Below are 19,749 nucleotides of genomic sequence, written 5' to 3'. Positions count from 1 at the left end.
TCATTTCCGTTTTTTGGTTTGGGCCTGTCGGTAGGTTTCGGCGATTGCCGCCGGCCCAAGTCTTGTCAGACAAGCGGCGGCGGTTTCGCCCTGAAATCGTGCGCTGCGCATCTCTGCCGCGACGTGACTGATGCCGCGCGCGGCGTCATAGCCCGGCCTGTAGCCCGCAGGAAGGGCCTTTGCCGTCGCGTTCACGACAAGTCCGGCTCCGTTTTCGCCGCCGACGATTGTTAGCGCAGCCGGACCGGGGTGTGCGCAGCCCTTGGCGCAGCCGGAAATGTGCAAGGTGAAGTCGAGGATATCGGCGTTTTCGGCGGCGATGGTTTCGGCGATGTCGCGGGTGGCGATGCGGCCGGAGGTGCAGGCAGGGGTGCCGGGACACGCGGCAATGCGGGTGCGCGGGTCGGTAGCGGAGGTGACGAAGCCGAGGGCGGCGGCGGTGGCCTGGAGGGGGTCGTTGGCGGTCGAGGGTTGGCCGAGGAAGAGGAGCGCGCGGCCGGGGGCGAGGCGGATTTCGGTTGCGCCGAGGGTGATGGCGCTTTGGGCGAGGGCGATGAGCTTGTCGGCCGGCATGCTGCCATAGGGGAGGGCGATGCCGAGGGCGGTGGCGTCGTCGGTTATGAGGAAAAGACCGATGGGCCGGCGATCCTGCACACCCCCCTCTGTCCTGCCGGACATCTCCCCCGCAAGGGGGGAGATTGAGCTGTCATCGGTGTTTTCGCTAATCGCCGACGTCACAGCTACCGCCGACATTTCAGAACGAGAGGCAGCGCTGGAACTGCTGATCTCCCCCCTTGCGGGGGAGATGTCCGGCAGGACAGAGGGGGGTGTGACGGAGTGCCAACCTGCGAGAGAGGCCAATTGCCTCTCCGACAAATCCCTCGCATGCGCCTCGCGACCCTTTTCGGCAACCATCCTGAGCGCAGCCACCGCGATATCCCTCGCGGCATCCGCGTCGACCGTCGCGAGCGGCTTCGTGCTTCGACCGTCGCCGCCAACCGACACAGCCCACACGACGCCATCGCCGATCGACACCGCCCTCAACCGCACATCCGCCGTCACCGCATCCATCGACAACTGCCCGCCGCCATTGACAACCACCGAAACCTTCGGTCCCAGCCTCGCCGTCAGCCCGGCCTCCTCAACCTCCGCCCTGATCCGATCAGCCAGAGCTCGCGGATCGGCAATCTCCTGCGGATCCAAACCCGCCAGCGGTCCGGTCTCGACCGGGACCCCAGTACGCACCGCAATGCCCAGCGCATTCACCTCCCCAGCCAGTTGGGCAGCGCTCTCCGCCGTCAGGCCGCGGATCTGCAAACTGCCACGCGCGGTCACTTCCATGATGCCGTTGCCGTGGCGCAAGGCGGTTTCGCAGAGTCCGATCAACAGTTTGGGCGCTAATCCTCCAGCAACCGGATTGAGCCGCACCAGCAGGCCGTCGCCGGTCTGCATCGGCGCCGACAGGGCCGGGCAGGCGCCGCGCCTTGAGAAGGCGTTCATGCCGCGACCCCGAGCGCCTCGGCTTCGGCGATCAGCGCGGCAAGATCGTCGTCAATCGAATTGCGCAAGGGGTGCCACAGCCCGCGCTGGCGCGCCGACAGGAAGCGCTCGGCGATGACTTTTGCGGCGGCCGGGTTTTCGCGCAGGATGAAGGCGCGCACGTCGGGGTCGCCGACATAGGCGTCATGCACGGCCTCGATCAGCGCGCCGGAAATGGCGTGCGTGGTTTCGGCAAAACCGATGAGGCGGTCGACCGTCTCGGCGAATTCGGACGCGCCGCGCGGGCCGTGGCGCATCTGGCCCGATATAAACCGCGCGTTGACCGCTCGTGCTCGCACCACCCGCGATACGGCTTCGCTCACCGAACGCGGTTTAGGTTTCTGCGGATCCGTCGTGTCGAGCACGATCACGTCGGCATTCCTGCCCAGCGCTGCCAGTGCGGCCGAAAAGCCGCCGATGAAGGCGACATCGGCGGAGCCTTCGAGAATGTCGCGGCCGGGGTCGTCGCCGGTGTGGACGAGAAGATCGGCCTCGGCGATGCGGGTTTCGAAAGCGCCGGGCGAGGCGATGCCTTCGCCCTCGGCGCCGCCATAGGCATGCGATGTGGCATCGAGATAGGCGCGGCCGATCTCTTGGCGCACGCCCCAGTCGCCGCTCGACAACAGGTCCTCGACGCCGGCGCCATAGGTGCCGGGCGAGGTGCCGAATATGCGCGGGCTGATCTTGCCATCGGCGCGGGTTTTGGCGGCGAGCGGATTTTCCGAATCGTCCTCGTCGCGCGCGGCAACGGCGTTGGCGGCGGCGTCGATCAGCGCGATCTGGGTCGGGAACATGTCGCGGAACAGGCCTGATATGCGCCAGGTGACATCGACGCGCGGGCGGCCGAGGGTGGCCGGCGGCAGCACCTCGATGCCGGTGATGCGGCCGGTGGCAGAATCCCATTGCGGCCGGCAGCCCATCAGTGCCAGGCCTTGCGCGATTTCTTCGCCGCCGGTGCGCAGCGAGGCCGAGCCCCAGAGATCGATGACCAGCGAACGCGGCCAGTCGCCATGCGACTGCATATAGCCGCGCACCACTTCTTCCGCCGCTGCTTTGCCCAGATCGTAGGCGGTCGGCGTCGGCATGGTGCGCGGGTCGGAGGTGAAGAGGTTGCGGCCTGTGGGTAAGACATCAGAGCGGCCGCGCGCCGGCGCACCGGCCGGACCGGCCTTGACGTGACGGCCGTCGAGCGCGGCCAGCAGCGATGCCTTTTCGGCCTCGGCGCTTTGGCTGCGCATGGCGTCAGTTTCGCCCTCCGGTGCGCGGCCATAGATGTGCAGCCCGTCCTTGATGGCGAAATCCTTGAGGTCGCAGAGCCAGGCGTCGATGCGACGCAGCGCCTCGTCGGGCGCATCGGTCTTGGCGACACCGGCTTCGGAGGCAAGGCCGGTCTTTTGCGCGGTGTCGACGATCAGTTTTGCGAGGCGGTCGCGGCGGCGGCGGTCGAGGCCGTCGGCCTGGGCGTATTCGTCGACCAGCCGTTCGAGTCTGTTCTGTTCTTCGTCCAGTCCTGCGCCGACCAGCGGCGGCGGCAGGTGGCCGAGCGTGACGGCAGCAATGCGCCGCTTGGCCTGCGCCGCTTCGCCGGGGTTGGAGACGATGAACGGATAGATGACGGGCAATCCACCGGTGACGATCTCGGGAAAGCAGGCTTGCGACAGAGCGACGGTCTTGCCGGGCAGCCATTCGAGCGTGCCATGGGCGCCAACATGGATCAGCGCATGGATGCCGAGCGATTTGCGCAGCCACAGGCCGAAGGCGAGCAGGGCGTGGCGCGGGGGGAGCGTCGGGTCGTGGTAGTCGGCGCGGCGGTCGGCCGAGCGGCCGCGATCGGGGGCCAGCGCCACGGTGATGTTGCCGAAAGTGGCGGCGCGGAAGGGGAAGTGGTTTTCGCCAGCGTGCGGCAAAGGCCGGCGTTCTGTCGCGATCGCCTCGCGCAAACCTGTCACTTCTGCCTGACCCCATGCGGCTTCTACTTTGGCAATTGCCTCAGCCGGCAGGTCCTTCGAGAATTCTTGATAGTCTGCTAGCCCCAAGCCATCACCGCTCCGCTCCAATGCATCCAGCAACCCGCGCGGCGTTTGCGGAATCCCTTCAACCGCATAGCCCTGTGCCTTAAGGTCATGCAGCATCGCCAGCACGCTGGACGGGACGTCGAGGCCAACCGCATAGCCGGTGCGGCCGGGCGCGCTTGGGTAGTCCGGGATCAAGATGGCCAGTTTTCGTTCGCCTCGAGCCGTCTCCTGCAGGCGAATAAACGCCGCTACCCTATCCGCCACCTGCGCCACGCGGTCCGGTTCCGGCCGGTTGGCGAAGGCGCGGTGGCCGAGGGCGGGATCGGTCTCGCTTTCGCCCTTGAAGGAAATCGCGCCGGCCAGAATGCGGCCGTCGAGTTCGGGCAGCACGACATGCATGGCGAGGTCGGCCGGCGCCAGGCCGCGCTGGTTCTTGTCCCAGACGTCGCGGCGGGTGGTGGCGACGATGACCTGGAAGACGGGCACGCCGGCGCGGTCGAACAGGGTTTCGACGCCGGGCTCGGCGCCCGAGGCGAAGGCCGTCGCGGTGATGATGGCGGCGGGCCTGAACGTCGCGAGCGCGGTCTCGACGAAGGCGAGGGAGGTGGTGTCTTTCAGGCTGGAGACGAAGATCGGGACCGGCGCGATGCAGCGCTGGCGAAGCGCTTCGACGAGTGCGTCGATAGGCGCCACGTCTGCGGCGAGCAGCATCGAACGGTAGAAGAGGATGGGCACGACCTTTCCCTCCCCCTCAAGGGGAGGGTGGCCCGAAGGGCCGGGTGGGGTCGGTACGACTGGGTTCGACGCTTTATCTTGCGGCGCCTCATAGCGTCGGCGCACTTCACCGGCGACCCCACCCCCGGCCTGCGGCCGGACCCTCCCCTCGAGGGGGAGGGGGACGACGCCGCGGCCTGGCTCGTAGTAGCCGGCTTTCGGCACCGCGACCGGCTCAGCTGCCGCCACATCGGCCCCAGCCAACCCCGCCAGCTTCTGCATCAACGCGCTCATATTGGCCGGGCCGCCCTCGCGGAAATAGCCGAGCAAGGCGTCCAGTTCCGCACGCGGCAGCGTCGAGGCTTCGATCAGGCGCAGATCCTCGTCGTGGCTCTCACCCGGCAACAGCGCCAGCTTTATGCCCCGCGCGCGGGCGGTCGCGGCCAGCTGGTCGCAGCCATAGCGCCACCAGTCGTAGCCGCCGAGGATGCGCACCAGGATGATCTTGGCGTGGCGGGCGACGCTATCGACCCAGAGGTCGACGGACATGGGGTGGCGCAGGTCGCGCAGTGCTGCCAGCCGCATCGACGGCAGGCGTGCCGCGTCGGCCTTCCACGCTGCCGCCAGTCCGGCCAGATCGCTGTCGGTGAAGGACAGCGCCACGACATCCGCCGGCGTCTGCCGGAGATCGACCGGCTCGGCGAGATCGTCGAGCGAGGCGGATGTGGTGGTGAGGATGTGCATCGCGGCTCGTGCCTGAGATCAGCCGGCGAGTATACGCTCGATCGCCGGGCGGTTCAGCCCCTTGAGGCCAATGACGACGAGGCGCGAGCGGCGGTCGTCCTCGGCCGTCCAGGCGCGGTCGTAGTAGTGATTGACGCGCGGGCCGACGGCTTGCAGCAAAAGCCGCATTGGCTTGCCGCCGACATCGACGAAGCCCTTCACGCGCAACACATTCTCTTCCTCGGCGATGGTGGCGACGCGCTTTGCCAGCTCGTCCGGATTGGCGATCGAGGCAATGTCGACAATGAACGTGTCGAAGTCGTCATGCTCGTGGTCGAAGGCGCCGTCATGATGCGACTTGCGGTTTTCGATGTCGTCCTCGACGGCGAGACCGAGGCCGAGCAGCACGGAAGGATCGACCTTGCCCTGCGACGTCGGCACGATTTTCACGGCGCGGGCGGAGTGTTCGCTGATGATGGCGTTGGCGCGGGCCGAACCGGCTGAATCCATCAGGTCGCTCTTCGACAGGATGATCAGGTCGGCGCAGGCGATCTGGTCCTCGAACACTTCCTCGACCGGGTCGTCATGGTCGAGCGTCTCGTCCTGGACACGCTGCGCCTGCAGGGCGTCCATGTCGTTGGCGACGCGGCCCTCGGCCAGCGCCGGGCCGTCGACCACGGCAATGACGCCATCGACGGTCACACGGCTCTTCACGCTCGGCCACTGGAAAGCCTGGACCAGCGGCTTGGGCAGGGCCAGGCCCGAAGTCTCGATCAGGATATGGTCGACCTTCGGTGTCAACGCCAGGATCTGGTCGAGCGCCGGCACGAAATCGTCGGCGACTGTGCAGCAGATGCAGCCATTGGCCAGTTCGACGATGTTTTCCTCCGGGCAGGTGTCGATGCCGCAGCCTTTCAGGATTTCACCATCGATGCCGATATCGCCGAACTCGTTGACGATGATGGCGATGCGCTTGCCGCCGGCGTTTTCCAGGAGATGGCGGACCAGCGTCGTCTTGCCGGCGCCGAGAAAGCCGGTGACGACGGTGCAGGGAACTCGGGAAACGGAAGCGGTCATGTCAAGTCCTTCAGCATGTCGAGGGGCGGGATGCGGGCAACGAGGCCGCGCTTGAGGCTATCGGGGCGGCCTCGCCAGGGGATGAGGCCATCGGTCGAGGTGGCGAAGAGTTTGGCGCCGGTGACGAGATCGGCGCCGCTTGTCGCGGTCAGGTCGCCGAAGACATAGCTCCAGCAGCCGTCGCGCAGGATGGCGGCGCTGAGCCGACGCTTGCAATTGCCGAGGCATTCGACGGTGCCGACGCGAATGTTGTCATCGGCTGCAGCGCGGCGCGTGTCATCGGCCAGCAGTTCGCCGGCGCGGGGATGGGCGTCCGAGCCGGTCTCGTCGCGGCAGGAGGCGCAGACGATGACGGTCACGCCGGTCAAGGCGTCGCTATCGGCGGGCGAAACGTCCGCTGTGCCAGCCGAAAAACTGCTGTTCTGGTCCAAAAACCGGGCTCCTTGCCCGGAAACCCGCCAGGCGATCGGATTCTAATGTCGCAGACGGCAGGTCTCCTGGCTCGCGAGTCATCGCCTTGGGTAGCCGCCTTCCCGGTGTTACCCAGTGGCTTTCGGCCTTGGCTCGTCGCTTACAGTTGCGGGGACAGCCGCGGATTTGGGATTTTGCCCCGCACCGCATTCCCTCTTGGCCCCAGCCTTTGCGGGCAGGGGACCGTCTGGAGCGGATTTAGGCTTTTGCGGGCAGCGGTGTCAACGCACGGCTACGACATGACAATGTCGGCCAAAGGCTGTCCAAGATCGCCGGCCGGCGTCACCTCGATCCGCTCAAGCCCAAGCCAGCCCTGCATCTGCTTCAATTCCTCGAACAGCTGAGCGGCGGTTTCAGGTGGCGCTTTGGGTTCGGCATAGGCCGCGTGGACGCGCAGCACGCTGGCGGGACGGTCGGCTTTGAGGTCGACGCGCCCCACGATCCGGTCGTCGAGCAGGAACGGCAGGACGTAATAGCCGTATTGCCGCTTGTCGGCAGGCGTGTAGATCTCGATGCGGTAGTGGAAATCGAACAGACGCTCGCTGCGCGAACGCTCGAAGACGACGGGATCGAACGGCGCCAGCAAAGCGCGGGCCTCGATTCTTCGCGGTAACCGGGCGTCCTTGTGGAGGTAAGCCGGCTTGTCCCAGCCTTCGACGCGCACCGGCAGCAGTTCGCCCGACTCGACCAGTTCCTCCAGCCGGCCCTTCATGTCGGCCGGCGACAGGCGGAAATAGTCGCGCAGGTCACTTGCTGTCGCGACGCCATGGGCGCGGGCGGAAATGCGCAGCAATTCGCGATGCGCGTCCTCGGCCGCCGGCACCGGCAGATCGAGAATCGCCTGCGGCAGCACGCGCTCGGGCAGGTCGTAGAAGCGCTCGAAGCCGCGGCGGTGCGCCGTGGTGATGCGGCCGGCCCAGAACAGCCATTCGAAGGCATGCTTGGCATGGCTCCAGCCCCACCAGCCGCCCGAGCCCTTCTGGCCTTCGAGCGCCGAAGCGGCAATCGGGCCGCGATCCGCGACCGCGCGGTAGATCTCTTCGATATAGGCGGCGTGCTCGCGGCCCCATTTGGCCAGTCCCAGATACATTTCATCGCCGCTCTCGGCGCGCTGCATGCGCCAGCGCATCAGCGGCCAGGTCTCGACCGGCAGGAACGAGGCCTCATGCGCCCAGTATTCGAACACCGTGCGTTTGCGGGTGACCGCGGCATTGTCGAGCAGGGCCAGCGGGTAGGGGCCAAGGCGCGAATAGAGCGGCATATAATGAGCGCGCACCACGGCGCTGACAGAATCGATCTGCAGCAGGCCGGTGCGCGAGAGTACCCGGGCGAGGTGGCGGCGGTCGGGTGTGCCGCCCGGCCGCGGGTCGGTAAAACCCTGCGCAGCCAGTGCGATCCGCCTGGCCATGGCGAGCGATATTTTGTCCTTCATCAGATGACTTTGCCCTGGTCCTGTTCGCGTATTTTTAGCCGGTGATTCCGACCATGCTAGCAGGCAAAAGGCGGGAGACATGTCAGGAGACAAAAGTGGAGTAAAAAGTGAAGGAAATCAAACAGGAGGAGATCGGACCAGTTTTTCCCGACCTGCCGTCCAGCACTGCGTTTTGAACAAGGTTTGACTTGCTTCGCCGAAAGCCCTGCGCTAACCCTCGCCGCGTTGCAGCAAAGGCACCTAAAACGGTTCAGCGGTTAAACTGTCACGCTTCCGCATTAGGGTTGGTTGCTGTAATCAACGTGGATTGGCCGCCAACGGAAAGCCGCAGAATGAACGCACTGCTCAGTTCGTACCTGCCCATCGTCCTCTTCATCGCCGTGGCGGCGGTCGTCGGCCTGGCGCTTATAATAGCGCCGTTTCTGGTGGCCTACCGCAGTCCCGACCCGGAAAAGCTTTCCGCCTATGAGTGCGGCTTCAACTCTTTCGACGATGCCCGCATGAAATTCGACATCCGCTTCTACCTGGTGTCGATCCTGTTCATCATCTTCGATCTGGAGGTGGCCTTCCTGTTCCCGTGGGCGGTGTCGTTCTCGAAGATCGGCATGCTCGGTTTCTGGTCGATGATGGTGTTTTTGGCGGTGCTGACCATCGGCTTTGCCTATGAATGGAAAAAAGGAGCGCTGGAATGGGATTGAACGACAGTTCCGGAACGCTCGTCGCGCCGAAGCCCAAGGGCCTGATCGATCCCAATACCGGTCGTCCGGTCGGTTCTGACGATCCGTTCTTCCTCGAGATCAACAATGAACTCGCCGACAAGGGTTTTCTCGTCACCTCGACCGAGGCGCTGATCACCTGGGCGCGCAGCGGCTCGCTGATGTTCATGACCTTCGGTCTGGCGTGCTGCGCCGTCGAGATGATCCACACCTCGATGCCGCGCTATGATTCGGAGCGGTTTGGTGTTGCGCCGCGCGCCTCGCCACGCCAGTCCGACATCATGATCGTCGCCGGCACGCTGACCAACAAGATGGCGCCGGCGCTGCGCAAGGTCTACGACCAGATGCCGGAGCCGCGCTACGTCATCTCGATGGGCTCCTGCGCCAATGGCGGCGGCTACTACCACTATTCCTATTCGGTGGTTCGCGGCTGCGACCGCGTCGTGCCGGTCGACATCTATGTGCCCGGCTGCCCGCCGAGCGCCGAAGCGCTGCTCTACGGCATTCTTCTGCTGCAGAAGAAAATCCGCCGCACCGGCACGATCGAACGGTAAATCCATGGCCGCATCCCTTAGCGAACTGTCGACCTATCTCGGCGAAAAGCTGCCGGGCCGCGTCAAAGACGCGGTGCTGGCCTATGGCGAGCTCGGCATATCCGTCGAGCCCGGCGACCTGATCGACGTAGCGACCTTCCTGCGCGACGATCAGGGCTGCCAGTTCATCTCGATCATCGATGTCTGCGGCGCCGACTATCCGTCGCGGGCCAAACGCTTCGACGTCGTCTATCACCTCTTGTCGCCGAAGCAGAATTTGCGCATCCGCATCAAGGTCCAGGCCGACGAAGAGACGCTGGTGCCCTCGCTGACATCAGTCTATCCCGGCGCCGACTGGTTCGAGCGCGAAACCTACGATCTCTACGGCGTTTTGTTTTCAGGTCATCCGGACCTGCGGCGCATCCTCACCGACTATGGTTTCGAGGGTCATCCGCTACGCAAGGATTTCCCGCTGACCGGTTTCGTCGAAGTGCGCTACGACGACGAAGCCAAGCGTGTCATCTACGAGCCGGTCGAGCTCAAGCAGGAGTTTAGAAACTTTGATTTTCTGAGCCCGTGGGAAGGAACGGATTACGTTCTCCCCGGGGATGAAAAAGCGAAGCAGTAGAGGCAGTAGAGAGTGGCATGGCGATGATCCGCATAGCGCTCCTGGGTTTGTTTTGCTGCGGCGTTGCGCCGAATGCATTTGCGAACGACTGTAAAGTAGCTGGAGTGGATTGCTATTCGGCGTCGCGAGCTGTCGTGGCGAATTACACAGTGAAGAATTGCCCGACGATATTTCGTATCAAGCCGGCGATGCAGATTGAATTGGACCAGATTTTGAACGCCTTACGCGATGCCGGAGAGCTGGCCGATCTCCAGCCTTCCAATGAGACCGCTGAGCAATGCGAGCAGAGAGCAAAAGAATATCTGGCCGGGCCGCAGACGATCCGCTTTATGGAAGTGACGCCGTCAGCCAAGGAAAGGCTTGGAATCTAGCATGACCGAGCACTCCGTCCGCAACTTCAACATCAACTTCGGCCCGCAACACCCGGCCGCGCATGGCGTTTTGCGCCTAGTGCTGGAGTTGGACGGCGAAGTGGTCGACCGCGTCGATCCGCATATCGGCTTGCTGCATCGCGGCACCGAAAAGCTGATCGAGCACAAGACCTATCTGCAGGCGGTGCCTTATCTCGACCGGCTCGACTATTGCGCGCCGATGAACCAGGAGCACGCCTTCGCGCTCGCCGCGGAGCGGCTGCTCGGTATCGAAGTGCCGAAGCGCGGCCAGCTGATCCGCGTGCTTTATTGCGAGATCGGCCGCATCATGTCGCATATCCTCAATGTGACGACGCAGGCGCTCGATATCGGCGCGCTGACGCCGCCACTGTGGGGCTTCGTCGAACGCGAAAAGCTGATGGTGTTCTATGAGCGGGCTTCCGGCTCGCGCATGCATGCGGCCTATTTCCGCCCTGGCGGCGTGCACCAGGACCTGCCGCAAAAACTGGTCGAGGACATCGGCAAGTGGATCGATCCGTTCCTGAAGTCGCTCGACGATCTCGACAAGCTGCTCACCGGCAACCGCATCTTCAAGCAGCGCAATGTCGATATCGGCACCGTGTCGCTGGCCGACGCCTGGGCCTGGGGCTTTTCCGGTGTCATGGTGCGCGGCTCGGGTGCAGCCTGGGACCTGCGCAAGTCGCAGCCTTATGAATGCTATTCCGAGATGGATTTCGACATTCCGATCGGCAAGAACGGCGACTGCTACGACCGCTATCTCGTGCGCATGGAAGAGATGCGCCAGTCGGCCAAGATCATGCGCCAGTGCGTTGACCTTTTGCTCGGAAAGGAAAGCGCCGGGCCGGTGTCGAACCTCGACGGCAAGGTTGTGCCGCCGAAGCGCCAGGCGATGAAGCGCTCGATGGAAGCGCTGATCCACCACTTCAAGCTCTACACCGAGGGTTATCGTGTGCCGGCCGGGGAGGTCTATGCGGCGGTCGAGGCGCCGAAGGGCGAGTTCGGCGTCTACCTCGTCTCCGACGGCTCCAACAAGCCCTACCGCTGCAAGCTGCGCGCCCCCGGTTTCGCGCATCTGCAAGCCATGGATTTCCTCTGCCGCGGCCACATGCTGGCCGACGTCACCGCCGTTCTCGGCTCCCTCGACATCGTGTTTGGTGAGGTCGATCGCTAAATGTCAGTCCGCCGCCTCGCAGAAGCCAGCGTCCAGCCAGCCTCCTTCGCCTTCAACCGGGCGAATGCGGCCGTGGCCAAGCAATGGATCAAGAAATATCCGAAGGGCCGCGAGCAGTCGGCGATCATTCCCTTGCTGATGATCGCGCAGGAGCAGGAAGGCTGGGTCACCAAGGCGGCGATCGAGACCATCTCGGATATGCTAGGCATGCCCCGCATTCGCGGGCTCGAGGTCGCGACCTTCTACACGCAGTACCAGCTCAACCCGGTCGGCACCCGCGCCCATATCCAGGTCTGCGGCACCACACCCTGCATGCTGCGCGGTTCGGAAGCGCTGATGGATGTCTGCCGCTCCAAAATCCATCACGACCAGTTCCACACCAACGACAAAGGCACGCTGTCGTGGGAGGAGGTCGAATGCCTTGGCGCCTGCGTCAACGCGCCGATGGTCATGGTGTTCAAGGACACGTTCGAGGACCTGACGCCGGAACGGCTGGCCGAAATCATCGATCTCTACGATGCGGGCAAGGGTTCCACGGTTCCTACGGGACCGCAGAACGGCCGCACCGGCTCCGAGCCGGCGCCCGGCCTGACGACGCTGAAGAGCGAAAAGGCGATCCTGAAGTCGACCCGCGACAAGGAAGCCAAAGCGGCGACCAAGGCTGCCAAAGCGGCGCCGGCCGCAGTTGCGCCGGCCGCAACGGTTTCGCAGGCGCCGGCCGCAGCGCCGGTTGCGCCGTCCAAGGCCGGCAAGCCAAAGACCGATGCTCCAGAGACCAGTCCGGCTCTGAAGTCGCCATCGCCGGTCAAGGTCGCGCCCGAGGTGGAAAAAGCAGCGAGCGTTGCCGCACCGCTGCATTCTGCTGCCAATGCCAATCTGGCTGCGCCGGAAGTCGAGGAGGTCTCGAAACAGCGTAGCGGCCCCAGGAACAAAGCCGAGCCGGCGGCTGCCTTCAAGGCGCCGGAAGTCAAGATTCCAGCCGCCAAGCCGGCAAAACCGTCGCTGGAAGACAAGAACCGTCCAGCCGGCATCGACAGGCCGGCAGCGGTCGACGATCTCAAGCTGATTTCCGGTATCGGCCCGAAGATCGAGGGCATCCTGCACACGCTCGGCATCTTCACCTTCGCGCAGGTCTCTTCGTGGAAGAAGGCCGAGCGCGAGTGGGTGGACGGCTATCTCGCCTTCCATGGCCGCATCGACCGCGACGACTGGGTCGGCCAAGCCAAGGCGCTCGCCAAGGGCGGCGTCGCCGAATACATCCGCGTCTTCGGCAAGAAGCCGGTCTGAGGGACGAAAAATGCTTCAGGATAAAGACCGCATCTTCAACAACATCTACGGCCTCTTCGACAAGTCGCTGGCCGGCGCCATGGCGCGCGGCGCCTGGGACAACACGCCCGGCATCATCGCCAAGGGGCGGGAGTGGATCGTCAACGAGATGAAGGCGTCGGGCCTGCGCGGTCGTGGCGGCGCAGGCTTCCCGACCGGGCTGAAATGGTCGTTCATGCCCAAGCAGAGCGATGGAAGGCCGAGCTATCTCGTCGTCAATGCCGACGAATCCGAGCCCGGTACCTGCAAGGACCGCGACATTCTGCGCAACGATCCGCACACGCTGGTCGAGGGCTCGTTCATTGCCGGCTTCGCCATGGGCGCGGTCGCCGCCTATATCTATGTGCGCGGCGAGTTCGTCAGGGAGCGCGAGGCGCTGCAGCGCGCCATCGACGAGGCCTATGAGGCCAAGCTGATCGGCAAGAACAACACGTCCGGCTACGATTTCGACATCTACATGCATCACGGCGCCGGCGCCTACATTTGTGGCGAGGAAACCGCACTGCTCGAAAGCCTCGAAGGCAAGAAGGGCCAGCCCAGGCTGAAGCCGCCATTCCCGGCCAATGTCGGCCTGTACGGTTGTCCGACAACGGTGAACAATGTCGAATCGATCGCGGTGGCGCCGACCATTCTGCGCCGTGGTGCAGCCTGGTTCTCGTCCTTCGGCCGGCCCAACAATGTCGGCACCAAGCTGTTTTGCATCTCGGGCCACGTCAACAATCCGTGCACCGTCGAAGAGGCGATGTCGATCCCGTTCCGCGAGCTGATCGAGACGCATTGCGGCGGCATTCGCGGCGGTTGGGACAATCTGCTTGCGGTCATTCCGGGTGGCGCCTCGGTGCCGCTGGTGCCGGCAGAGCAGATCATCGATGTGCCGATGGATTTCGACGCGCTGCGCGACCTCAAGTCGGGCCTCGGCACGGCGGCTGTCATCGTCATGGACAAGTCGACCGATATCGTGAAGGCGATCGCCAGGCTTTCCTATTTCTACAAGCACGAGAGCTGCGGCCAGTGCACGCCGTGCCGCGAAGGTACCGGCTGGATGTGGCGGGTGATGGAGCGGCTGGTGCGCGGCGAGGCGCAGAAGCGCGAGATCGACATGCTGCTCGACGTGACCAAGCAGGTGGAAGGCCATACGATCTGCGCGCTGGGCGATGCGGCAGCATGGCCGATCCAGGGCCTGATGCGGCATTTCCGCGGCGAGGTGGAGCGTCGCATCGACGAGTTTTCGCGCAACGCGCACCGGGCTGAACCGGTGATGGTGGCGGCGGAATAGATAATACGGGCGTGAAGCCCGGGACTGACATATCGGGGCGGGGCAGACGAAGAAACGACCAGGAGATTTCTATGGCGCCGTATTCGAACCCTTTGATGCCCAAATTGGATGAACTTGAGAAAATGAACCGCGACCTGACCAGAATGATGCCGAAGGAGATGGCCAGCGCCGTCAACCTTCTCGCGCATCCTGTCGCCGGTGCTGCGGCCATGTCGGCGCTTGGCCTCGGCCTTGCCAACCATGCCTTTGGCGTCTGGCTCGGCGCATGGTCGGGTGCGGCCGAGGCATCGCAGCGGATTTTCCAGCCGATCATCGACGATTTCGAGCAGCGCGCCGAGCGTTATACGGAGACCGCCCCCGCCACCAAGGCGCGCGCGGCGACCAAGACCCTGATCGCCGAGGCGCAGACTTTTGCCCAGGACGTGACCGATATTGCCGCCCGCACCGTCGATGCCGAGCCGGAGAAGGCGGATCCGGTCGCCGAAGACGCGACGACCGGGTTGATGCCGGAGGATTTCAGGCAGCCCAAGACCATTGCGCGCCCGTCCAAGCCGTCTGATCTCAAGGCGATAGCGGGCGTCGGGCCGAAGCTGGAAAAGGTGCTGAACGGCCTCGGCATCTGGACCTTTGCCCAGATCGCCGCATGGACGCCGGAAGAGATCGCCTGGATCGAGGATTACCTGTCGCTCAAGGGCCGCGTCGGCCGCGACGAGTGGACCCGCCAGGCGGCGGCGCTGACGCTCGCCGCCAAGGCGAAGAGGTAGGGGGCAGGTATGGATGTCCACGACAGGAGCGATGTTCGCGATGTGCGCAATGCCTTCGCCAGCAACTCCAGATTTGACGATGTGAACCTGTCGAACACGCAGTTTCGCAACGTCAACCTGTCGGCCGTCCGGGTCGAAGACGCGAACCTCTCGAACGCGTTTTTCACCAATGTGAATATGAGCAATTTGAAGATAGAAAACGCTGAAGTCGCCGGCATGATGATCAATGGCATCAAGCTGAGCGATCTGTTTCAGGCATATGAGACGGCGCAGACCGCCGGGGGCAATTGATGGCAAAGCTCAAGGTCGACGGGAAAGAGATCACTGTACCCGACCACTATACGCTGCTGCAGGCGGCCGAGGACGCCGGCGCGGAAGTGCCGCGCTTCTGCTTCCACGAGCGGCTGTCGATCGCCGGCAATTGCCGCATGTGCCTGATCGAGGTGAAGGGCGGGCCGCCCAAGCCGCAGGCTTCCTGCGCCATGGGCGTGCGCGACCTGCGCCCCGGCCCGAACGGCGAGCCGCCGGAGATCTTCACCAACACGCCGATGGTCAAGAAGGCCCGCGAAGGCGTGATGGAGTTCCTGCTGATCAACCATCCGCTGGACTGCCCGATCTGCGACCAGGGCGGCGAGTGCGACCTGCAGGACCAGGCGATGGCCTTCGGCGTCGACTCCTCGCGCTATCACGAGAACAAGCGCGCGGTCGAAGACAAGTACATCGGCCCGCTGGTCAAGACGGTGATGAACCGCTGCATCCACTGCACGCGCTGTGTCCGCTTCACCACGGAAGTCGCCGGCATTTCCGAGCTCGGCCTGATCGGCCGCGGCGAGGACGCCGAGATCACCACCTATCTCGAAAGCGCGATGACCTCGGAGCTGCAGGGCAATGTCATCGATCTCTGCCCGGTCGGCGCGCTGACCTCGAAGCCTTTCGCCTTCCAGGCGCGGCCGTGGGAGCTGACCAAGACCGAATCCATCGACGTCATGGACGCCGTCGGCTCGGCGATCCGCGTTGATAGCCGCGGCCGCGAAGTGATGCGCATCCTGCCGCGCGTCAACGAAGCGGTGAACGAGGAGTGGATTTCCGACAAGACCCGCTTCATCTGGGACGGATTGCGCACGCAGCGCCTCGACCGCCCTTATGTGCGCAAGGACGGCAAGCTGGCGCCCGCCAGCTGGGCCGAAGCCTTCGCGGCGATCAAGGATGCGGTGTCGAAGGCTGCGCCGGAGAAGATCGGCGCCATTGCCGGCGATCTCGCGGCGGTTGAGGAAATCTACGCGCTGAAGCAGCTGATGGCTGCGCTGGGCTCGAAGAACATCGACTGCCGCCAGGATGGCGCCGCACTTGATCCGGCGCTTGGCCGCGCCAGCTACATCTTCAATCCGACCATCGAGGGCATCGAGCAGGCCGATGCGGTGCTGATCATCGGCGCCAATCCGCGCTTCGAAGCCTCGGTGCTCAACACACGCATCCGCAAGCGCTGGCGCATCGGCAATCTGCCGGTCGGCGTCATCGGCGAAGTCGGCGACACACGCTATGACTATGAACAGCTCGGCGCCGGTCCGGAATCGCTGAAGGATCTGGCCGACGGCAATGGCAAGTTCTTCCAGGTGCTGAAGAAGGCGACGCATCCGCTGATCATTGTCGGCCAGGGCGCACTGTCGCGCGCCGATGGCGCGGCGGTGCTCGGCCAGGCGGCGAAGCTCGCCGCTGCCGTCAACGCTGCTCGCGCCGACTGGAACGGCTTTGCCGTGTTGCACAACGCCGCCGCGCGCGTCGGCGGCCTCGATGTCGGCTTCGTGCCGGGCGAGGGCGGCAAGAATGTCGCCGGCATGCTGGGCGACAGCGACGTGCTGTTCCTGCTCGGCGCCGACGAGATCGACATGGGCAAGACCAGCGGGGCCTTCGTCGTCTATGTCGGCACCCATGGCGACGCCGGCGCGCACCGCGCCAACGTCATCCTGCCGGGCGCTGCCTACACCGAGAAGTCGGGCACCTATGTCAACACCGAGGGACGCGTGCAGCAGACCAACCGCGCCGGCTTCGCGCCGGGCGATGCGCGCGAGGACTGGGCGATTCTCAGGGCACTGTCGGATGTGCTCGGCAAGAAGCTGCCGTTCGATTCGCTGCAGCAGCTGCGCGCCAAGCTCTATGGCGAATACCCGCATCTCGCCCGCAACGATCATGTCGAGGCCGGTAACGCCGACGACATCGCCAAGGTGGCGAAGCTCGGCGGGCGGCTGAACAAGGGCACTTTCACCTCGCCGGTCACGGACTTTTATCTGACCAACCCGATCGCACGGGCGTCGGCCGTGATGGCTGAGTGCTCGGCGCTGGCGAAAAACGGCTTCAGGCAGGCGGCAGAGTAGACATGGACACTTTCTTCTCCTTCTACGTGTTGCCGGCGCTGATCATCCTCTTGCAGTCGGTCGTGCTGATCGTCGTTTTGCTGATCGGGGTCGCCTACCTGCTTTACGCCGACCGCAAGATTTGGGCGGCGGTGCAGTTGCGCCGCGGCCCGAACGTCGTCGGCCCCTGGGGCACGCTGCAGGCCTTCGCTGATCTGCTTAAATTCGTCTTCAAGGAGCCGGTCATTCCGTCCGGCGCCAACAAGGGCGTGTTCCTTTTGGCGCCGCTGGTGTCGGCCGTGCTGGCGATCTCCGCCTGGGCGGTCATTCCCGTCAACGCCGGCTGGGCAATCGCCAACGTCAATGTCGGCATCCTCTACGTCTTCGCCATCTCCTCGCTCGAGGTCTATGGCGTGATCATGGGCGGCTGGGCATCGAACTCGAAATATCCGTTCCTCGGTGCGCTGCGCTCGGCGGCGCAGATGGTGTCCTACGAAGTCTCGATCGGCTTCGTCATCGTCACCGTGCTGCTTTGCGTCGGCTCGCTCAACCTGTCCGATATCGTGCTTTCGCAGCAGGATGGGCTGGGCACCAGGCTTGGCCTGCCCAACAGCTTCCTCGACTGGCACTGGCTGGCGCTGTTCCCGATGTTCGTCATCTTTTTCATCTCGGCGCTGGCCGAGACGAACCGCCCGCCCTTCGACCTGGTGGAAGCCGAGTCGGAACTCGTCGCCGGCCATATGGTCGAATATTCCTCGACGCCGTTCCTTTTGTTCTTCCTCGGCGAATACGTTGCCGTGGTGCTGATGTGCGCGCTGGCCACCATCCTGTTCCTCGGCGGCTGGCTGCCGCCCTTCGACTTCGCGCCCTTCACCTGGGTGCCCGGCGTGATCTGGTTCGTGCTCAAGATCTGCCTGATGTTCTTCATGTTCTCGATGGTGAAGGCTTTCGTGCCGCGCTACCGCTACGACCAGCTGATGCGCCTTGGCTGGAAAGTCTTCCTGCCGATCTCGCTGGCGATGGTGGTGATCGTCGCTGCCTTTCTCAAGATCACGGGGTTTGCGTGATGTCCGCTCTTGGCCAAGCCGCAAAATCGCTGCTGCTGCAGGATTTCGTCAGCGCCTTCTTCCTGTCGATGCGCCAGTTCTTCGCGCCGAAGGAGACGATCAACTATCCGCACGAGAAGGGGCCGGTCAGCCCGCGCTTCCGGGGCGAGCATGCGCTGCGCCGCTATCCTAATGGCGAGGAACGCTGCATCGCCTGCAAGCTGTGCGAAGCGATCTGCCCGGCGCAGGCGATCACCATCGAGGCCGGCCCGCGCCGCAATGACGGCACGCGCCGCACCGTGCGCTACGACATCGACATGGTGAAGTGCATCTATTGCGGCTTCTGCCAGGAAGCCTGCCCGGTCGACGCCATCGTCGAGGGACCGAATTTCGAATTCGCGACGGAGACGCGCGAGGAGCTTTACTACGACAAGGACAAGCTGCTGGCGAATGGCGACCGGTGGGAGCGCGAACTGGCGCGCAACATCTCGCTGGACTCGCCCTACCGCTGACATTTGACGCATGGACGGGGCGAGGGGCCTCGTCTAAGGACAACGCAACTTGCCGGCCGGAGGCGGTCGCAAACATCGAACAGGACGGATGTCCTGTTTCGGACAGGAACCCGGGGGATCCCCAATGCTGAGTGGACTAGAGGCGGCCTTTTTCTACCTCTTCGCCTTTGTCGCGGTGGCGTCGGCCTTCATGGTCATTTCGTCGCGTAACCCCGTGCATTCCGTGCTGTTCCTGATCCTGACCTTCTTCAACGCTGCCGGCCTGTTCATGCTGACCGGCGCCGAGTTCCTGGCGATGATCCTGCTCGTCGTCTATGTCGGCGCCGTGATGGTGCTGTTCCTGTTCGTCGTCATGATGCTCGATGTCGACTTCGCCGAGATGAAGGAGGGCGCTCTGCAATATGCGCCGATCGGCGCGATGGTCGGGCTGATCCTGGCGGCGGAGCTGATCGTCGTGCTTGGCGGGTACACATTCGCGCCGCAGCTGGCGTCGACGGTCTCAAAGCCGATCCCGGACCTCGCCGCGCGAACCAACACCGCCGCCCTCGGCGACATCCTCTATACCGACTACCTCTACTACTTCCAGATTTCGGGCCTCATCCTGCTGGTCGCCATGATCGGCGCGATCGTCTTGACGCTGCGCCACAAGGAAGGGATCAAGCGGCAGTCGATCGCAGCCCAGGTTGGCCGCACGCCGGCGACGGGCATGGAAATTCGCAAGGTCAAGTCGGGCGAGGGGCTCTGAGATGGTCGTCGGCATCGCACATTACCTCACCGTATCGGCGATCCTGTTCACGCTCGGCGTGTTCGGCATCTTCCTGAACCGCCGCAACATCATCGTCATCCTGATGTCGATCGAGCTGATCCTTTTGGCGGTCAACATCAATTTCGTCGCCTTCTCGGCCGCACTCGGCGATCTCGTGGGACAGGTGTTTGCGCTGTTCGTGCTGACGGTCGCGGCCGCTGAAGCGGCCATCGGTCTTGCCATTCTTGTCGTCTTCTTCCGCAACCGCGGTTCGATCGCGGTCGAAGACGTGAACCAGATGAAGGGTTGACGAGGCAG

The 19,749-nt window shown here is 64.3% G+C and carries 19 protein-coding genes and 1 riboswitch; of the genes, 14 read left to right on the top strand and 5 right to left on the bottom strand.

Annotation, left to right across the window (positions count from 1 at the left end; all coding sequences use genetic code 11):
* From cobG to FJV77_RS02565, 5 genes are all read right to left on the bottom strand, one after another.
* Positions 1-1,500 (bottom strand): precorrin-3B synthase, encoded by a 1,500-nt coding sequence (gene cobG, locus FJV77_RS02585; RefSeq protein ID WP_142865277.1) that lies wholly within the window; start codon positions 1,498-1,500, stop codon positions 1-3.
* The gene (gene cobN, locus FJV77_RS02580) at positions 1,497-5,012 is read right to left on the bottom strand and encodes a cobaltochelatase subunit CobN (RefSeq protein WP_142865276.1); all 3,516 of its coding nucleotides are present in this window, start codon (positions 5,010-5,012) and stop codon (positions 1,497-1,499) included. The genes cobG and cobN overlap by 4 nt, the downstream gene beginning before the upstream one ends.
* Positions 5,013-5,030: 18 nt before the next feature.
* The gene (cobW, locus tag FJV77_RS02575) at positions 5,031-6,068 is read right to left on the bottom strand and encodes a cobalamin biosynthesis protein CobW (protein ID WP_142865275.1); all 1,038 of its coding nucleotides are present in this window, start codon (positions 6,066-6,068) and stop codon (positions 5,031-5,033) included.
* Positions 6,065-6,499 (bottom strand): DUF1636 family protein, encoded by a 435-nt coding sequence (locus tag FJV77_RS02570; RefSeq protein WP_142865274.1) that lies wholly within the window; start codon positions 6,497-6,499, stop codon positions 6,065-6,067. Before FJV77_RS02570 ends, cobW begins: the two co-directional genes overlap by 4 nt.
* A gap of 38 nt (positions 6,500-6,537) precedes the next feature.
* Positions 6,538-6,742, bottom strand: a riboswitch (cobalamin riboswitch).
* A gap of 29 nt (positions 6,743-6,771) precedes the next feature.
* On the bottom strand, positions 6,772-7,971 hold the full coding sequence (locus FJV77_RS02565; protein ID WP_142865273.1) for a winged helix-turn-helix domain-containing protein: 1,200 nt from the start codon (positions 7,969-7,971) through the stop codon (positions 6,772-6,774).
* 332 nt (positions 7,972-8,303) lie between these two features.
* Here FJV77_RS02565 and FJV77_RS02560 point away from each other — a divergent pair, with 332 nt between their 5' ends.
* From FJV77_RS02560 to nuoK, 14 genes are all read left to right on the top strand, one after another.
* Positions 8,304-8,669, top strand: a complete 366-nt coding sequence (locus FJV77_RS02560) for an NADH-quinone oxidoreductase subunit A (RefSeq protein WP_112565102.1) — start codon at positions 8,304-8,306, stop codon at positions 8,667-8,669.
* Positions 8,660-9,241 (top strand): NADH-quinone oxidoreductase subunit B, encoded by a 582-nt coding sequence (locus tag FJV77_RS02555; RefSeq protein WP_095087216.1) that lies wholly within the window; start codon positions 8,660-8,662, stop codon positions 9,239-9,241. Before FJV77_RS02560 ends, FJV77_RS02555 begins: the two co-directional genes overlap by 10 nt.
* A 4-nt stretch (positions 9,242-9,245) precedes the next feature.
* On the top strand, positions 9,246-9,848 hold the full coding sequence (locus FJV77_RS02550; protein ID WP_142865272.1) for an NADH-quinone oxidoreductase subunit C: 603 nt from the start codon (positions 9,246-9,248) through the stop codon (positions 9,846-9,848).
* Positions 9,849-9,865: 17 nt separating this feature from the next.
* Positions 9,866-10,219 carry a hypothetical protein gene (locus tag FJV77_RS02545; protein WP_142865271.1) on the top strand — a complete coding sequence of 118 codons (354 nt, stop codon included), beginning with the start codon at positions 9,866-9,868 and terminating at the stop codon, positions 10,217-10,219.
* A gap of 1 nt (position 10,220) precedes the next feature.
* Positions 10,221-11,411: an NADH-quinone oxidoreductase subunit D gene (locus FJV77_RS02540; protein WP_142865270.1), complete on the top strand. Its 1,191-nt coding sequence runs from the start codon at positions 10,221-10,223 to the stop codon at positions 11,409-11,411.
* Positions 11,412-12,698 carry an NADH-quinone oxidoreductase subunit E gene (locus tag FJV77_RS02535; RefSeq protein WP_142865269.1) on the top strand — a complete coding sequence of 429 codons (1,287 nt, stop codon included), beginning with the start codon at positions 11,412-11,414 and terminating at the stop codon, positions 12,696-12,698.
* Positions 12,699-12,708: 10 nt separating this feature from the next.
* Positions 12,709-14,013 carry an NADH-quinone oxidoreductase subunit NuoF gene (gene nuoF / locus FJV77_RS02530; RefSeq protein WP_142865268.1) on the top strand — a complete coding sequence of 435 codons (1,305 nt, stop codon included), beginning with the start codon at positions 12,709-12,711 and terminating at the stop codon, positions 14,011-14,013.
* A 71-nt stretch (positions 14,014-14,084) separates the two neighbouring features.
* Positions 14,085-14,777, top strand: coding sequence for an NADH-ubiquinone dehydrogenase (locus FJV77_RS02525; RefSeq protein WP_142865267.1), 693 nt, complete (start codon positions 14,085-14,087; stop codon positions 14,775-14,777).
* 42 nt (positions 14,778-14,819) lie between these two features.
* Positions 14,820-15,068 (top strand): pentapeptide repeat-containing protein, encoded by a 249-nt coding sequence (locus FJV77_RS02520; protein ID WP_246691114.1) that lies wholly within the window; start codon positions 14,820-14,822, stop codon positions 15,066-15,068.
* The gene (gene nuoG, locus FJV77_RS02515; RefSeq protein ID WP_142865265.1) at positions 15,068-17,149 is read left to right on the top strand and encodes an NADH-quinone oxidoreductase subunit NuoG; all 2,082 of its coding nucleotides are present in this window, start codon (positions 15,068-15,070) and stop codon (positions 17,147-17,149) included. The genes FJV77_RS02520 and nuoG overlap by 1 nt, the downstream gene beginning before the upstream one ends.
* Positions 17,150-17,151: 2 nt before the next feature.
* Positions 17,152-18,195, top strand: coding sequence for an NADH-quinone oxidoreductase subunit NuoH (gene nuoH, locus FJV77_RS02510; RefSeq protein ID WP_142865264.1), 1,044 nt, complete (start codon positions 17,152-17,154; stop codon positions 18,193-18,195).
* Complete coding sequence (gene nuoI, locus FJV77_RS02505; protein WP_112565120.1) at positions 18,195-18,686, top strand: NADH-quinone oxidoreductase subunit NuoI; 492 nt, start codon at positions 18,195-18,197, stop codon at positions 18,684-18,686. Before nuoH ends, nuoI begins: the two co-directional genes overlap by 1 nt.
* Positions 18,687-18,810: 124 nt before the next feature.
* Positions 18,811-19,431, top strand: coding sequence for an NADH-quinone oxidoreductase subunit J (locus FJV77_RS02500; protein ID WP_142865263.1), 621 nt, complete (start codon positions 18,811-18,813; stop codon positions 19,429-19,431).
* Between the two features lies 1 nt (position 19,432).
* Positions 19,433-19,741: an NADH-quinone oxidoreductase subunit NuoK gene (gene nuoK, locus FJV77_RS02495; protein ID WP_023670810.1), complete on the top strand. Its 309-nt coding sequence runs from the start codon at positions 19,433-19,435 to the stop codon at positions 19,739-19,741.
* Positions 19,742-19,749 lie beyond the last annotated feature (8 nt).

The sequence above is a fragment of the Mesorhizobium sp. WSM4306 genome, from assembly GCF_007003975.1.
Taxonomy (GTDB): domain Bacteria; phylum Pseudomonadota; class Alphaproteobacteria; order Rhizobiales; family Rhizobiaceae; genus Mesorhizobium.
This window is presented reverse-complemented; position numbering and strand designations above follow the sequence as displayed.

Excerpts from the sequence above, each read along its gene's own strand:
- cobG (WP_142865277.1), bottom strand. The coding sequence starts at position 1,500 with ATGAACGCCTTCTCAAGGCGCGGCGCCTGCCCGGCCCTGTCGGCGCCG.
- cobN (WP_142865276.1), bottom strand. The coding sequence starts at position 5,012 with ATGCACATCCTCACCACCACATCCGCCTCGCTCGACGATCTCGCCGAG.
- cobW (WP_142865275.1), bottom strand. The coding sequence starts at position 6,068 with ATGACCGCTTCCGTTTCCCGAGTTCCCTGCACCGTCGTCACCGGCTTT.
- FJV77_RS02565 (WP_142865273.1), bottom strand. The coding sequence starts at position 7,971 with ATGAAGGACAAAATATCGCTCGCCATGGCCAGGCGGATCGCACTGGCT.
- FJV77_RS02560 (WP_112565102.1), top strand. The coding sequence starts at position 8,304 with ATGAACGCACTGCTCAGTTCGTACCTGCCCATCGTCCTCTTCATCGCC.
- FJV77_RS02555 (WP_095087216.1), top strand. The coding sequence starts at position 8,660 with ATGGGATTGAACGACAGTTCCGGAACGCTCGTCGCGCCGAAGCCCAAG.
- FJV77_RS02550 (WP_142865272.1), top strand. The coding sequence starts at position 9,246 with ATGGCCGCATCCCTTAGCGAACTGTCGACCTATCTCGGCGAAAAGCTG.
- FJV77_RS02545 (WP_142865271.1), top strand. The coding sequence starts at position 9,866 with ATGGCGATGATCCGCATAGCGCTCCTGGGTTTGTTTTGCTGCGGCGTT.
- FJV77_RS02540 (WP_142865270.1), top strand. The coding sequence starts at position 10,221 with ATGACCGAGCACTCCGTCCGCAACTTCAACATCAACTTCGGCCCGCAA.
- FJV77_RS02535 (WP_142865269.1), top strand. The coding sequence starts at position 11,412 with ATGTCAGTCCGCCGCCTCGCAGAAGCCAGCGTCCAGCCAGCCTCCTTC.
- nuoF (WP_142865268.1), top strand. The coding sequence starts at position 12,709 with ATGCTTCAGGATAAAGACCGCATCTTCAACAACATCTACGGCCTCTTC.
- FJV77_RS02525 (WP_142865267.1), top strand. The coding sequence starts at position 14,085 with ATGGCGCCGTATTCGAACCCTTTGATGCCCAAATTGGATGAACTTGAG.
- nuoG (WP_142865265.1), top strand. The coding sequence starts at position 15,068 with ATGGCAAAGCTCAAGGTCGACGGGAAAGAGATCACTGTACCCGACCAC.
- nuoH (WP_142865264.1), top strand. The coding sequence starts at position 17,152 with ATGGACACTTTCTTCTCCTTCTACGTGTTGCCGGCGCTGATCATCCTC.
- nuoI (WP_112565120.1), top strand. The coding sequence starts at position 18,195 with ATGTCCGCTCTTGGCCAAGCCGCAAAATCGCTGCTGCTGCAGGATTTC.
- FJV77_RS02500 (WP_142865263.1), top strand. The coding sequence starts at position 18,811 with ATGCTGAGTGGACTAGAGGCGGCCTTTTTCTACCTCTTCGCCTTTGTC.
- nuoK (WP_023670810.1), top strand. The coding sequence starts at position 19,433 with ATGGTCGTCGGCATCGCACATTACCTCACCGTATCGGCGATCCTGTTC.